11 protein-coding genes are annotated in these 14,406 nt (G+C 73.5%); all 11 read left to right on the top strand.

The genetic code is table 11. The features are described from left to right. Positions 1 to 86 precede the first annotated feature (86 nt). A complete protein-coding gene (locus tag ACFC0Z_RS15450; protein ID WP_376437341.1) occupies positions 87 to 848 on the top strand; it encodes a peptidase inhibitor family I36 protein in 762 nt (253 codons plus the stop codon). A 2-nt stretch (positions 849 to 850) separates the two neighbouring features. Next, a complete protein-coding gene (locus tag ACFC0Z_RS15445) occupies positions 851 to 2,335 on the top strand; it encodes a phosphodiester glycosidase family protein (RefSeq protein ID WP_376437339.1) in 1,485 nt (494 codons plus the stop codon). 26 nt (positions 2,336 to 2,361) lie between these two features. Then, positions 2,362 to 3,147: an SDR family NAD(P)-dependent oxidoreductase gene (locus ACFC0Z_RS15440; protein WP_376437337.1), complete on the top strand. Its 786-nt coding sequence runs from the start codon at positions 2,362 to 2,364 to the stop codon at positions 3,145 to 3,147. Between the two features lie 225 nt (positions 3,148 to 3,372). Further along, positions 3,373 to 5,673: a hypothetical protein gene (locus ACFC0Z_RS15435; RefSeq protein WP_376437334.1), complete on the top strand. Its 2,301-nt coding sequence runs from the start codon at positions 3,373 to 3,375 to the stop codon at positions 5,671 to 5,673. Position 5,674: 1 nt separating this feature from the next. Continuing rightward, a complete protein-coding gene (locus ACFC0Z_RS15430; RefSeq protein ID WP_376437331.1) occupies positions 5,675 to 6,916 on the top strand; it encodes a hypothetical protein in 1,242 nt (413 codons plus the stop codon). Then, positions 6,913 to 9,450: a GTPase-associated protein 1-related protein gene (locus ACFC0Z_RS15425; protein WP_376437328.1), complete on the top strand. Its 2,538-nt coding sequence runs from the start codon at positions 6,913 to 6,915 to the stop codon at positions 9,448 to 9,450. The genes ACFC0Z_RS15430 and ACFC0Z_RS15425 overlap by 4 nt, the downstream gene beginning before the upstream one ends. 1 nt (position 9,451) lies before the next feature. Continuing rightward, complete coding sequence (locus ACFC0Z_RS15420; protein WP_376437326.1) at positions 9,452 to 11,065, top strand: hypothetical protein; 1,614 nt, start codon at positions 9,452 to 9,454, stop codon at positions 11,063 to 11,065. Next, entirely contained in the window at positions 11,062 to 11,247 is a 186-nt protein-coding gene (locus ACFC0Z_RS15415; protein ID WP_376437323.1) for a hypothetical protein, read from the top strand. Before ACFC0Z_RS15420 ends, ACFC0Z_RS15415 begins: the two co-directional genes overlap by 4 nt. Positions 11,248 to 11,340: 93 nt before the next feature. Then, positions 11,341 to 12,009, top strand: a complete 669-nt coding sequence (locus ACFC0Z_RS15410; protein ID WP_376437986.1) for a tellurium resistance protein — start codon at positions 11,341 to 11,343, stop codon at positions 12,007 to 12,009. Next, positions 12,003 to 13,046, top strand: a complete 1,044-nt coding sequence (locus ACFC0Z_RS15405) for a PP2C family serine/threonine-protein phosphatase (protein WP_376437320.1) — start codon at positions 12,003 to 12,005, stop codon at positions 13,044 to 13,046. The genes ACFC0Z_RS15410 and ACFC0Z_RS15405 overlap by 7 nt, the downstream gene beginning before the upstream one ends. After that, on the top strand, positions 13,043 to 14,380 hold the full coding sequence (locus ACFC0Z_RS15400; protein WP_376437317.1) for a protein kinase: 1,338 nt from the start codon (positions 13,043 to 13,045) through the stop codon (positions 14,378 to 14,380). Before ACFC0Z_RS15405 ends, ACFC0Z_RS15400 begins: the two co-directional genes overlap by 4 nt. Positions 14,381 to 14,406: the final 26 nt, after the last annotated feature.

Here is a 14,406-nt window from a genome sequence, read left to right as displayed (position 1 = left end):
GCACCAGCCCCTATGTCCCCCCAGACATCGCGGGGCTGGTGCCCGCAGGCGTAGGCGGCCGCCGTCGGCGCCGTTACGGTCGCGGCGTGAATCTGATCAAGAACCTTTTCGGGCGCCTGCCCGCGGTGGGGCTGGCCGTCGTGATGCTGGCCGCCGCGCTGGTGTGGACGCAGGCCGGAACCGCGCGAGCCGCGTACGACAACTGCCCGGTCGACGACCTCTGTCTCTACACCGGGGCCGGCGGCAGTGGCGAGGTGGTCTCGTTCTCGCTCCAGGACGGTGCCGTCCTGGACTACAAGGCCGACGCGGCCCTGGCCGGGAAGACCTTCGTCTCCTTCCGCAACAACACCACCTCGTGGGCCTGCCTGTACGAGGGCGCGAGCTACGGCGGCACCAAGATGCAGTCCGTCCGTCCCGGGCACCTCGGGGGTGACCTGCCCCAGGAGGCCGGCGTTCAGGAGGTGGTTCCCGCCTCGCACAAGTTCGCCAGGTCCAAGCCGGGTTGCAGGACCGGGTTCGAGCGCTGCCAGACCACCCGGGTGTGCATCTTCCAGGGGCCGAGCGGGCGCGGTGTGGCCGCGGGCACGACCCAGCCCGAGGCGCTGCCCGACGGGGCGCTCGGCAACAGGGACTACTCGGCGACCTGGGACGAGAAGGTCGTGTCCGTCTCGAACCGGTCGGACAAGTTCGCCTGCTTCTACGAGTCGCCCGGCTACGGGGCGTGGCACATCGGCACCTGGACCCTGCGGGCGTACGTCGTCCCGCCGGGCCACGAGACGACCCTGCCCACGCTCTACCAGCAGAAGATCAGCTCCCACAAGCTCGCCGACGCGGAATCGAAGTGCTGACCATGGACAACACCACCGGTTCCCGGGGCCGTTCCCGCACGCGCCGGATCGCCGCCGTCTCCGCGGCCCTGGCGACGCTGGCCCTGACCCAGTCCACGGCGACCGCCGCGAACGACCCGACGGCCAACACGGTCGCGTCGATCCTGGACGGCCTGACCGCCCACCCCCTGACGGTGACGGAGGGGATCGAGCGGAAGACGTACTCCAGCTCGACCTCCCCTCTCGTCGTCCGCGTGGCGGTCATCGACCCCGATCAGGGTGCGATATCGCTGGGCAGCACGTTCGGCACGGCGGTGGGCGTGAAGGAGACCACCACCGCGATGCTGGACACCGTCGGGACCACCGGGAGCGACGCTCCCTACGTCGGCGTCAACGGCAGCTTCTCGGTCGCCTCCATGGGCGAGGACGCCCTCGGGAAGTCGATCGCCGAGGACCGGTCGATCCCGATGGTGGCCTCCGTCCAGGAGGACGTCGTCCAGGGGGCGTCCTGCAGGAAGGGCCAGAACGTGGTCGTCCTCCAGCACGGACGGCCTCACTTCACCAAGATCACGACCTCGCTGGAGATCACGTCCGACAAGAAGACGCCGGGCACGACCGACGACGTCACGCGCACCGTCGACGGCGTCAACCGCTACCCGGGCTGGATCCCGTTCTGTCAGCAGGAAGCCGGCGACAGGTACGTTCCCTACACGAAGGACGCCGCGGGCAAGACCACGTACTACGACGAGAACGGCCGGGCGCTCAAGGGCGGCCCCTACTACGAGGACGACAGCGAGATCGTCGTCTTCACCTCCGCCTACGGCCAGAAGACGCCGCTTCCCGGCCACACGCTCTTCGTGGCGGCCGACAACGCCGAGGGAGTCGAGGTCGCCGTCGACAAGGACGGCTACGTGACCGCGATGAAGTCCACGCGTGGCGGCATGACCATCCCTCCGGGCGGCAAGGTGTTCCAGGGGATCGGTACGCAGGCCGACGGCGGAGCGAAGTGGCTCACCGACAACGTCGAGGTGGGCACGAAGCTCGACTACCGGCAGAGCGTCAAGGACATCGGCTTCACCACCGAGACCTCCGACGACGAGGACATCCCTCTCAACCCGGCGTATCCGTCCGTCGACGTGGTCAACGGCACCTACCCGCTTCTGCGCAACGGCGAGGTCGTGGCCACCGTGGACGACAACGACGAGCTGGCGCCCCGTACCGCCATCGGCGTGGACGGCTGGGGGCGCACGCTCTTCGTCGTGGTCACGGCCAGCGCTCAGGAGCGGCTCGGCGTGCCGATCTACGACCTGGCGAAGATCATGGAGGACCTCGGGGCCGTCGACGCGCTCAACATGGACGGAGGCGGCTCCACCACGTTCGTCGTCGACGGCGAGGTCAAGAACGTGGTTTCCGACGAGAAGGACGGGGTGAAGGGGGTCGAACGCCCGGTGTACGACAGCGTGTACGCCGGACGGGGCGGATACACCCTGCCTGCCGCCGGGAACTGATCCACCCCTGTGCCAGGATGCCCGGCATGGACACTACATCTACCTCCTACCTCTCCAGCCTCTTCTCTCTGGAAGGGCGCACCGCGCTCGTCACGGGCGGCAGTTCCGGCATCGGGCGGGGCATCGCCGGGGCCCTCGCCCGCGCCGGGGCGCGCGTGGTGATCCTGGCGCGCAAGGAGGCCGAACTCGTCGCGACCGTCGACGAGCTGACGGCGGACGGCCGCACGGCGGCCTGGGTGAGTGCGGACCTGAGCACGCGCGAGGGGATCAAGGCGGGCGCCGAGGCGGCCGCAGCCGTCTACGGCGAGCCGGACATCCTGGTCAACTCGGCCGGAATCAACCTGCGTCCGCCGATGGGCGAGACCGCCGACGAGGTGTGGGACACGACGATGACGGTGAACCTGGAGGCGCCGTTCCTCCTGGGCCGCCGCTTCGGTCCCGGCATGGCCGAGCGGGGTCACGGCCGGATCATCCACGTCTCCTCGCAGCAGGCGCACCGCGCGTTCGTGCAGAGCGGGGTGTACGGGGTGTCCAAGGGCGGCCTGGAGTCGCTGGCCCGTTCGCAGGCCGAGGCGTGGTCCCCGTACGGCGTCACCGCGAACACCCTGGTCCCGGGCTTCGTACTGACCCCGCTCAACCAGCGCCTCCAGTCCGACCCGGGGAAGGTCGCCGAGCTCGCCGCCCGCACGATGGTGGGCCGCAACGGCCTGCCGGAGGACTTCGCGGGCGCGGCCGTCTTCCTGGCGAGCGCGTCCTCCGCGTACGTCACGGGCCAGTCGGTGTACGTGGACGGCGGCTTCCACGCCCACTGAGCCGCGCCGGCCCACCGAGCCGCTCCAGCCCACCGAGCCGCCCCAACCCCCGGAGACACTCTGTGTAGCCGTCGCGGAGCAGCCGGTAATGACGGCAAACCCCCTGCACAGGGCCGCTTTTTCTGCTGAGATGGTCCCCCGGCGCACAGCCGGGGGCGATCTTGAGGGACAGGGATGCTGCGGGGCTTCGGGGAACGCTTGGGACTGCCCGGCGCGCTGGGTTTCTTGCCCCTCGCTCCTCTGGTTCCCGAGTACGAGACGCTGACGCGTCTTCAGCACACGGCCGGTTTACGGCATTTCGGTCAGGCAGTGGTCGGCGACGGCGAGACCCTGTCGTTCGTGGACGGGCTCTTCGTCCACGTGGGGCCCCGGCGTCGGTACGTCTCCGAGTCCCGGCTGCACGACCTCGCCGCCTCCCGCGCCCCGCACGCCCCGCTCCTGCGGCTGCTCGCCGACATCCAGGCCCGTGACGCGGCCCTGCTCCGCCGCGTCCTGCTGCACCAGCTCATCGCGCTCCTGCGGGACGCGGGCGGGCGGCTCGACGCCGAGGAACTCGGGCTGGTTCCCGGCGAGTCGACCATCCTCGCCCAGGCCGTCGGCACCCTGCCCGTGCTCGACGCCCGGCAGCGCAAGGCCGCCGAGTCCCTCGGCCGGCTCTGGGAGCAGCGGCGGTTACGGACCCTGACGAAGGCCTTCGCCTCCCTCGGGCCCGCCGCGCTCGGCGCGGACCCGGCCCTCGCGCGGCTCGACGCGCGGCTCGGCAGCCGCCTCGGGCGCTGCGACCGCGCACTCGCCGCCGCCCGCGCCGCCCAGCAGGTGGACGCGGCCCGCACGTGCTATCTCGAAGCCCTCCGCATCGCCGCCGACGACCCGGCGGCCACGCGCGGGCTCATCCACCTCGAACGGCCCCGGCGCGGGGCCACCGCGCCCCTCACCGCGCGGCTCTCCGAGGACAGGGTCCTGCTCTCCTGGCCGGTGCGGGACCGGCGGAGCTGGCGCGCCTTCCGGCTCACCCGGGGCACCGACCGGCAGACCGTCGTGCCCGTCACACCGGCGCAGCCCGGGGCGCGGGCGGCCGTCGCGGTCGACCAGGACCCGCAGCGCGGGACGCTCGTGCGGTACGCGGTGTTCCCGCTGCGCGACGGCGTACCCGACGGGCCCCCGCTCGTCTCCCACCCGCTCCTCGTCGCGCCCGAGGTCGAGGACCTCACCGTCACGGACGGGCCCGCGCGGCTCACGGCCCGCTGGACGCGGCCGTCCCGCACCGACCGGGTGACCGCCGCACTGCGGGGCCCCGGGGGCGCGGTCGTCGCGCGGCAGCAGGTGGGCGCGGGAGTCGACACGTACACCTTCACGGGTCTGCGGCCCGGCGCGTACACCGTCGAGGTCGTCTGCCACCACCCGCCGGTGGAGTCGCCGGGCGTGCGAGCCGACGCGGTCGTGCACCGCTGGCCCGAGCAGGTCACCGCCCTCGTCGCCGAACCCGACCCCGAGAGCGGGCTCCGGTTCCGCGTGCGAGGCGGGGACGGCGCCGAGGTGCGGCTCGTGACCTGGCCCGAGCCCGTGCCGGCGCCGGGGACCGGACTGCGCACGGCCGAGCTGCCCGCCCCGCTCCCCTGGGCCGCCGTGGGCACGCCCCACCCCGTGGAGCCGCCCTCCGCCTACACGGGGCCCGTCGTGGCGGTGTCGGTCCTCGGGGAGCGGGCCGTCGTCGGCCCGTCCGTGCGGGTCGACGTGCCCGCGCCCGTGACCGGGCTGCGCGGGATCCGCGAGACCGACGGCCGTGTCCGGCTCGTCTTCGACTGGCCTCCCGGGGCCGGGGCGGTCGAGGTGGCGTGGGAGCAGAACGGGTCCCACGAACGCGTCCGCGTCAGCCGTTCCGTCTTCGTCCGGGAGGGGCTGCGGCTGCCGACCGGTCCGGCGGCGGTGCACGTCAGCCTGCGCGCGGCGCCGCGGGAGGCCTCGGCGCCCGGGGGGAACGGCGGCAGCGGCGGGAGCACGGGCGGCGGCGGTACGAGTGCGGGGCCCCGCACGACGGCCGTCACCCTCCCGTACCCGCGCACGCTCCCCGCGCCCGGCACGCGGGCGACCCCGGTCGCGGCCTCCGCCCCCGACGACGTGGTCGTCATCGCGCGGCGGACGCCCGCGCTGCTCGACCTCCCCGGGGAGGTCGTCGTCACCTTCCGGCTCACCGTCCGCCGCGAGCGGCGCGGCCTGCGCAAGCAGCCCGTGGGGGCGCTCGTCGAGGTGATGGTGCGGGGGGCCGGGAGCTCCGGGCCCCTGCCGGACTTCCTGCTCGTCGGGCGCACCGGGGACGCGGCCTCGGCCCGCCCCCGCAACCCGGAGGACGGTGACGTCCTCCTCCGGGTGAGCGGGGACGAGCTGGCCGCCGCGCCCGACACCCTGCGCGAACTTCCCGGGACGCTGTTCCGGCCCCCCTTCGCCCTGCGCGCGTTCCTGGTCGGCGAGGGCGCCGCCGACGCGCGCCTCCAAGAACCCGCCCTCACGACCCTGGTGGTGCGCTGACATGACGACGGTGATCTGCCCGTACTGCTTCGAACGGTCGCAGGCCGCGCGCCTGCCGTACCGGTGCCTGATGTCCCGGACGGGGCTGCGCGGCGGCACGCCCTGCGATCCCGAACGGGACGACCTGTGGGCCGGGTTCACCGGCGGGACCGCCGCGCCCTCCGCGTACATGCGCGGCCCGGTCTTCCCCGCGCCCCGCGCCCTGCCCTGGTCGCGCGGCGGCGGGCGCGCCGAGTGCCCGCGCTGCGGGGTCGCCTCGCCGGTGCGGGTCTGCGCGGGCTGCCACAGCGACCTGCCGAGCGACTACTGCTCGCAGGACAGCCGGATCATCGCCCTGATCGGCGCCAAGGCCTCCGGGAAGAGCACCTATGTCTCGGTGCTCGTCAACGAGTTGCGGCACCGAGTGGGGCAGTCGTTCGGGGCGTCGCTCGCCGCGATGGGCGACGAGACCCAGCGGCGCGACCGCGAGATGGCCGAGGACCTGTACGAGCGGCTGCGGCTGCCCGGCACGACCCGGCCCGCCGCGACCGGCTTCAACGACCCGCTGCTGTACCGGCTGAGCCTGCCCCGGCAGGGGCGCGACGGGAGCCGTCACACGGCGCTCGTCTTCTTCGACGCGGCCGGCGAGGACCTCAAGTCGGCCGAGGCGCTCAACCGTTACACCCAGTACCTGAGCGCCGCCGACGGCATCGTCCTCCTCGTCGACCCCCTCCAGATGGGGGCCGTCCGGGACTCGCTGCCCGGGGACGGCGGACCGCCGATGCCGAACCGCGAGACCCCGGCGCTCCAGATCGCCTCCGACGTGGCGACGCAGCTGCGCTCGCACGGCAAGGGCGGCTCGCGCGGCCGGGTCGACACCCCGCTCGCCGTCGCCGTCACGAAGACGGACACCCTGCGCGCGCTGCTCGACCCGCACTCCCCGCTCCTGCGCAACACCCCGCACTCCGGGGGCCGTTTCGACGAGGTCGACCGGATGGCGGTGCACGAGGAGACCCGCTCGCTCCTCGAAGGCTGGGACTCCGGGGCGCTGTGGCGGCAGCTGGAGCGCGACTACTCGACGGTGTCACTGTTCGGTCTTTCGGCGCTCGGCTCGCCGCCTCCGTCGGACGCGCCCGCCGACGCTCCTCCGTCGGGCCCGCAGCCGGTCCGTGTCGAGGACCCGCTGCTGTGGCTGCTCGGGCGGCGCGGGCTCATCCCCGTCGCCAAGCCCCCGCGCGAGGGTACGGGAGGGTCGGCGGCGTGAACCTGCCCCAGATGCACTACACCTCGGCCCCTCCCGGCCCCGACGGCTCCGGCTTCCGGTTCACCGCCGTCTCCCCGGGCATCCCCTCGTCGGTGCTGCGCGAGGCGGAGCAGCTCGTCGGGTACGAGCCGCCCCGGGACGCCCCCTCGCGTCCCACCGACGCCGAACTCGCCCAGTTCCCGCCGATGTTCAGCTACACCCGGCTGTCGGACGGCAGCGGGCTCCTGAGCCGTACCGTCTACACGGGCGCCGACTACAGCGGCCGGTGGGGCAACTTCCACGCCCACGCGGTCCACTTGACGGCGGGAGACCGGCTCCCGAGCGGCCTGGCGCCGATCGCCGCGTGGGACGCCCCGCAGTGGGCCGACCGCACCCCCGAGGACCGGACGCCGCCGCCCATCGAGGACTTCACCTCGCTTCCCGGATCTGAACTCGGCCGGGAGGTAAGGGCGTTCGCCGCCGCGCGGGAATCCTGGATGGCGGCCGTCTTCGCCGATCTTCGGCGGCTCGTGGAGACCCCGCACGCCCCCCAGGTCGTCCTCGCCGAGACCGACACACGGCGGATCGCCCTCTGGGTGATGCTGGCCAACGCGGTCCTCCCCCACGAGGCCTCCCGGGGGCTGACGTTCACCACGTACACCCGGCGTCCGCAGCAGGCCCGTCAGCAGATCATCGGCGTACTGCCCGAGGACGTCAGGTCCGTGACCGGGCAGCCGCACCGCTACAGCGTCCACGACTGCTCCGAGCCGAGGCCGGCGGCGGCGCCGGTGCCGCCGGACGTGTGGGCGCGGACCGCCGCCGCCGTGTGGGCGGCGGGCCACGACAGGCTGTTCCCGGAGGCGGGCAACGTGGCCGGGGGCGTGCCGTTCGCGGCGGGCCCGCTGGCCGTGTTCGCCCTCGCCGAGGGCGTCGCCGTGCCCGACGACGCCCGGTCCGAGGCCGTGTCCTGGGCCCGGGACCATCACACCGCCCTCTCCCAGGCCACGCTCACCCGCTTCCTCCGGGCCGTCTGCGTGGTCGGCCCCGGCGTCCCCGAGCTCCCCTCCGAAGTCCTCGCGGAGCTCCTGGCCGCGCTCCACGGGCACGTGCCGGTCGACCTGACCGCCCCGCTCACCGCGCGGCTCGTCAGCAGGGCCGTACGGGGCGAGGAGACCGCCCTGCCGCCCCTGCCGCCGGGCGCGCTCCCCGAGCCGTACCGGGGCGACCTGGCGGCGGACTCGGGCGAGGCGCTGCTCGACACGCTCCGCGACCACCGCACACCGCTGCCCCGCGTCCACGCGCTGCTGCGGGTGGCCCGGGTCCTCGGCGTCGGATACGAGACGCTGGCGTTCGACCTGGCCCAGCGGATCCACGACACCCTGCTCGCCGCGCCCGACCCGGCGACCGCCGAGGCCATGCGGGACATCCTCGGCGAGTGGGACGGGCTGTCCGAGATGGTCGCCTCCCGGCTGGAGAGGCGGGCGGCCGACGAACCGCAGCACGTGACCGCCGCCCTGCTCGCGACCAGGCTGCCGCTCGACGGCACCACGCACATGCCGCACCTGCGGATGTGCGCGGCGGTCGCCGAGCGCACGCGGGGCGCGGCCGGGTCCGGCGGGCCCGGCGCGGACCCGGCGTGGTTCCGCGAGCGGATCCCCGAGGTGCACCGGCTGCTGCGCATCGCGGCGGTGTCCCACCTGTCCGACCCGATCGTCCTGCGGACGGCGGTCACGCTCGTCTGGGACGACCGGACACCGACGCCGGCCGAGGCCGCGCAGCTCCTGGAGGAGACCGCCGCACGCGTGCACCACGCCGCCGGGACCTGGGACCTCCTCGTGAGCGCCGCGATCGAGGCACCGGCCGACGACGAGGGGGCCCCGCGCCTCGCCGCGCGGCTCCTGGCCTCGGGGGCGGACACCCTCGCGCGTACCGTCCACGACAACCTCCGGCTCCTCGCGTTCGTCCACGCCCTGGAGACCCGGGATGCGGACCTGGCCGTCGCCCAGAACGGCTGGATCGCCCAGGTCCAGGCGCTCTCCCACGGCGCGCGACAGAACGTCCGCGACCGCGCCGCCGCCGCCCTCGCCCGGCGGCTCCTCGGCAAGGACCGGCCGCGCGGCCAGCTCGGCAAGCTGGCCATCAGCAACGACGCCGAGCTCATCGAGGCGTACGCGAACGAGGCCCGGACACCGGCCTTCCGGGGCACGCTGCGGCAGGACCCCGCCCAGACGGCGGACTCCTTCATCTCCTGGACCGCCCACGTGAAGGCGAGCTCCCAGTGGGACATCGCCCGGCGGGCGCTCCGGGACGAGGTCCTGCGGCCCGTCGTCCAGGACATGTCCGACGTCATGCTCCGCGCCGTGGAGGACGCCCTCGCGACGAGGGCACCCAACCGCCTGCCCGCCTTCCAGGAGTGGAGCCGGCCGACGGGCACCCTGCGCCGCCTCTTCGGCAAGCGCCCGCGGGGCTCCTCGGTGCCGAGCACCGCGTGGCGGGGCGACGTGGAGCCGCCGCAGGGCAAGAAGCCGGACCGGCGCGACCGAGAAGGGCGATGAGATGAACGAGTCCGACACCGGTATGACCGGAGGCGAACTCACCGAGATCGTCCTCACGGTGCTCGTGGCGTTCACCGCCGTGACCGCCGTCCTGGTCTGCCTCACCTACGCCCTCTGGGGGCTCCTGGCCACGGCCGTCCGTACGGCATCCCGGGCCCTCGGGCCGTTCCAGCCGGGGACTTCGGACGGCCGGGTCCTCGTCATCGGCGTGGAACCCGCCCATCCCTCCTACTGGCACGCACAGTTGTGGATCGACACCGCGAGCACGGTCGGGCGGTCGTACGGCGCGCTGTGGGAGGACTGGCGGGGCCACTGGATGGTCACCGTCGCCGGACGGCTCGTCCGGGGCCGGCGCCCGGGCCACGGCCGGCGGGGCGCGAACCCCCTCACCCGGCTGACGATGCGGCTCGTGGCACCCGGCACGACGCTCGGCGCGACCGTCGCCGCCCTGCTCGCCCTCGCCCTGCACACCGCCGTGCTCCTCGTGTTCTGCGCCTTCGTCACCGTCTCCTGGGCCGCCTGGCTGCTGACCGTCGGAGCCGTTCGGGGTGCCGAGCGCGGCTGGCTCCTCGCCCGCCGGGTCCGGACGACCTGCCCGCACCCCGGATGCCACCGGCCGTTCCCGATCGCCGCGCACCCGTGCCCGAACTGCCTCGCCGTCCACAACGACCTGCGGCCCGGGCAGTACGGGATCTTCCGGCACTCCTGCCGCTGCGGGAAGCGGATCGCCTCCTCGCTCCTGTCGGGCCGGGCCGAGGTCGCGGCCCAATGCCCGGCCTGCGCGCGGCCGTTGCCGGACTCGGTCGGGACCACGCGGGTCGTGCACGTGCCCCTCATAGGCGGCTCGTCCTCGGGCAAGACCATGTTCGTCGCGGCCGTCATCGCCGGGCTGCGCTCCTGGTCGACGCGCGGCAACCTCCGCATGGAGCTCGCCTCCGACGCCGACCAGCAGGACGACGAGGCGCTCACCCTGCGGCTCGACCGCAACGACTGGGCCCACAAGACACAGGGCGACCAGCGCGCCTGGATGATCCTCGTCACCAAGGGCCGCCGACGGCGGCTGCTCTACCTCTACGACCCCATGGGCGAGTCGCTCCACCAGGCCGACCGGGTGCGCGAACAGCACTACCTCGCCCACGCCGACGGCGTCCTCTTCGTCGTCGACGTCCTCGCCGACCGCACGGTCCGGCGCGCCCTCGGCGCCACCGACGACACCCTCGCCGACGACGCCCGGCCGGCGGCCCAGGGCCCCGTCGACACCTACCAGGGCCTCGCCGGCGAACTCGCCGCGCTCACCGGCGGCCGGGGCGACCTCCCGGCGGCCGTCGTCGTGACCAAGCGGGACGTCCTCGACCGGATCCAGTCGCTCCCCGCCCCCGGGGCGCGGGTCGACGAGTGGCTGTCGACCATCGGCCTCGGCGGGCTCGTACGCGGCTTCACCCACGACTTCAAGACCTCCGCCTTCTGGGCGGTCAGCGCCTCGGCGGCGACCGGGGCCGGCGCCCTCGACACCGAGCGGCGGCGCGCGGCAGAGCCCGTGCTGTGGCTGCTGCGCCGCTCCGGGCTCCGGGTCGACGACCTCATCATGGACGAGAAGGGGGTGCGGCGCGGATGACCGTGGTGACACCGCGGGTGGGACGCTCCCGCAAGACCGTCATGGGCCTGTACGCGACGGCCTGCGTCCTGGTGTTCGGGGCGGCGGTACTCGGCCTGCTGTACGCGGGCCCCGGCCTCTTCGAGGAGGGGCGCACGCTGTGGGAGGAGTGGCCGAAGCCCTGGGACACTTGGGGTTCCTGAGGAACTCCCCTCCCCCTACGACTCTCTGACCCACCCTCACCGCTCCCTACTCACCCCCAGGAGGCTCTCGTGTCCGAGATCCCCGGCGGCCCCATGGCAAACCGCCCGGTGCACTTCATCTGGCTGCTCGACACCTCGTACTCGATGATCGGCGAGAAGATCGGCCAGCTGAACTACGCGATCCGCGAAGCGATTCCGGAGATGCGGTCCGTGGCGCACGACAACCCGGCCGCGCAGCTGCTGCTGCGGACCATCACCTTCTCGACCTTCGCGCGCTGGCACCACAAGGACCCCGTCCCCGTGGACGACTTCACCTGGCAGGACGTGCAGCCCGACGGCGCCACCAACCTCGGCGAGGCCCTGACCCTGGTCGCCGGCGAGCTGCGCACCCCGCCGATGCCCGAGCGGGCCCTCAAGCCGGTCATCGCCCTCGTCTCGGACGGCGCGCCCACCGACGACTGGCGCGCCGGGCTCCGGGCCATCGAGGCCACCCCCTGGGGCAAGAAGGCGGTCCGGGTCGCCATCGCCATCGGCTCCGACGCGGACCGGAGCGTCCTCCAGGAGTTCCTGGGCAACCCCGAGCTCCGCCCGCTCGACGCCAACAGCCCCAAGCAGCTGGCGGCGGCCATCCGCTGGGTGTCGACGGCGGCGGTCAAGGCGGCCTCGGCGCCGGTGGCCGGCTCGAACGACATCACCGCGAAGGCGGCCCCGTACGCGCCTCCCGTCCTCGACGATGACGACGACGAAGACGTCGTATGGTGAGCGCACCCCCGGACTGGGAGACGTTCCAGAAGAGCATCCAAGGCGTCAACAAGCCCAGGAATCAGGACCGTTGCCTGGTCCAGGGCAGCGGCACCGCCAGGGACCCGCTGATCCTCACCGTCGCGGACGGGCACGGCTCGGCCTCGTACCCGCGCAGTCACATCGGCGCGCAGTACGCGACCGAGCTGTTCGCCAACCGGGCCTACGAGTTCGCGACGTCGGTCGCCGACCGCGAACGGCCCGGCTGGCGCGGCCGGCTGCACGACTACGCCCGGATAGGGCTCCCGGAGCGGCTCGTCCGCGACTGGCAGCACGAGGTCATCGGCCACTGGATGCGGAACCGCACCCCGGACGAGGACCTGGACACCCCGGGCCCGATCCTCCGGCTGTACGGCGCCACCCTCATCGGCGCCGTACTCACCCCTGACCTGTTCGTGGCCTGGCAGCTGGGCGACGGCGAGCTGACCGTGGTGGACAACGACGGCCGCGTCAGCATGCCGTTGGCCCCCGAGTTCGTCGAACTCGGCGACGAGACCGCCTCGTTGTGCACCCGCCAGGCCTGGCAGCTGGTACGGGTGCACTGGGAGCCGCTGCCCGACCCGGCGCGGGCGCCACGGCTCGTGACCCTGTCCACGGACGGCCTGTCGAAGAGCTTCGTCGAGGTCGAGGGCTTCGTCGAGTTCGCCGCCGGGCTCCACCGGCGGCTCACCGAACGGGGCGTGGAGGGACTCACGGACCAGATCCCCCGGTGGCTCGCGGAGGCGTCCCGGCACTCGGGCGACGACACCACTCTCGTACTCGCCCGGCGGCCGGAGGAGACGGAGGCCGCGGAGCCGGAGCCGGAGGCCTTGAAGCCGGAGCCGGAGCCGGAGCCGGAAGCGGAACTGGCGGACCATGCGGAACCGGGTGCATCCGAGGCCGAGTCCGCCAGCAAGCCGACCGACGAGTCCACCGCCGAAACCACCGGCGAAACCACCGGCGACATCACCGACGAGACGACTGACGAGATCACCTCCGACGACAAGGAACGACCATGAGCGGCATGCTCGACAGCGGAGAGTCGCTGACCACCCAGCGCGGCGAGGCGATCGTCGTCGACCGCCTGCTCGGATCGGGCGGCCAGGGCGAGGTCTACCGGGTCACCCTGCCCGACGGCAGCGCCAAGGCCCTCAAGTGGTACTTCCCCGACAGCGCGACGCCCCGGCAGCTCGCGATCGTCGAGGACCTGGTCTCCCGGGACTTCGACGACGACCGGTTCCTCTGGCCGACGGACCTCGTCGTCGCCGGCGAGGGCCGCTTCGGCTACCTCATGGACGTGCGCCCCGACCGCTTCCGCGGCCTGCCCGAGCTGTTCCGCCGCACGGTGAGCACCTCCCTCCGGGCGCTCCTCACCGCGTGCCTGTACACGGTGGAGGCGTACCAGGCGCTGCACTCCAAGGGGATCGCCTACCGGGACATCTCCTGGGGCAACATCTTCTTCGACCCGGACACCGGCGAGATCCTGGTCTGCGACAACGACAACGCGGTGGTGGAGGGCGACTCCAGCGGGATCTCGGGGACGATGAACTTCATGGCCCCCGAGCTGGTCCGGGGCGACCCCGGCGCCATGCCGGGCACTCAGAGCGACCTCCACTCGCTGTCGGTGCTGCTCTTCATGTTCCTGATGAACCACCACCCCCTCAAGGGCAGGCGGGAGTTGGCGATCCACTGCCTCGACGACGCGGCGGAGCGCAAGCTGTACGGCAAGGACCCGCTGTTCGTCTTCGACCCGCAGAACCCGGACAACCGTCCGGACCCCACCGAGCACCCCACGGTGACGGCCCTGTGGCCGCTGGTGCCGGTCTCGCTGCAGAAGCTGTTCGAGAAGAACTTCACGGTCGGCCTGCACAACCCCTCGGCCCGGGTGCGCGAGTCGGAGTGGCGGGACGCGCTGCGGGCCGCCCGTGACTCCGTCGTGGAGTGCCCGACCTGCGGCAGGGTGAACATGACCGAGCCGCGTACGACGTCCCCCGGCACGTGCTGGAAGGACGGCAGCGCGCTCGTCCTGCCGCCCCGGCTCGTGGTGACCACCCCGCCGCCCCGGACCGAGCGGCACATCCTGCTCGGGCGGGCCGCCCAGGTCCACCGTCACCACCTGAGCCCCGAGCCCAAGCGGCACGACTACTCGGCGGGCCACCTCGTCGCCGAGCTCGTCGAGCACCCGCAGAAGCCGGGACGCTACGGTCTCGCCAACCGGTCCGCGACGTCCTGGACGGCCTCCCGGTCCGACGGCACCACCCAGCAGGTGGGCCCGGGCCAGACGGTGCCGCTGCGGTCCGGGCTCACGCTGGAGCTCGACGCCGGGGTACGGGCCGAGGTGCGGTCCAAGTAAGGCGAGGGGATCACCCGACTCGGCCG

The organism is Streptomyces sp. NPDC056144, assembly GCF_042264145.1.
GTDB lineage: Bacteria > Actinomycetota > Actinomycetes > Streptomycetales > Streptomycetaceae > Streptomyces.
Note: the sequence above shows the minus strand (reverse complement) of the source record. Positions and strands in the feature narration are given on the sequence as shown.

What these genes read in the sequence shown, in the direction of transcription:
- ACFC0Z_RS15445 (WP_376437339.1), top strand. Translation starts at nt 851, where the DNA reads ATGGACAACACCACCGGTTCCCGGGGCCGTTCCCGCACGCGCCGGATC.
- ACFC0Z_RS15440 (WP_376437337.1), top strand. Translation starts at nt 2,362, where the DNA reads ATGGACACTACATCTACCTCCTACCTCTCCAGCCTCTTCTCTCTGGAA.
- ACFC0Z_RS15430 (WP_376437331.1), top strand. Translation starts at nt 5,675, where the DNA reads ATGACGACGGTGATCTGCCCGTACTGCTTCGAACGGTCGCAGGCCGCG.
- ACFC0Z_RS15420 (WP_376437326.1), top strand. Translation starts at nt 9,452, where the DNA reads ATGAACGAGTCCGACACCGGTATGACCGGAGGCGAACTCACCGAGATC.
- ACFC0Z_RS15415 (WP_376437323.1), top strand. Translation starts at nt 11,062, where the DNA reads ATGACCGTGGTGACACCGCGGGTGGGACGCTCCCGCAAGACCGTCATG.
- ACFC0Z_RS15410 (WP_376437986.1), top strand. Translation starts at nt 11,341, where the DNA reads ATGGCAAACCGCCCGGTGCACTTCATCTGGCTGCTCGACACCTCGTAC.
- ACFC0Z_RS15405 (WP_376437320.1), top strand. Translation starts at nt 12,003, where the DNA reads ATGGTGAGCGCACCCCCGGACTGGGAGACGTTCCAGAAGAGCATCCAA.
- ACFC0Z_RS15400 (WP_376437317.1), top strand. Translation starts at nt 13,043, where the DNA reads ATGAGCGGCATGCTCGACAGCGGAGAGTCGCTGACCACCCAGCGCGGC.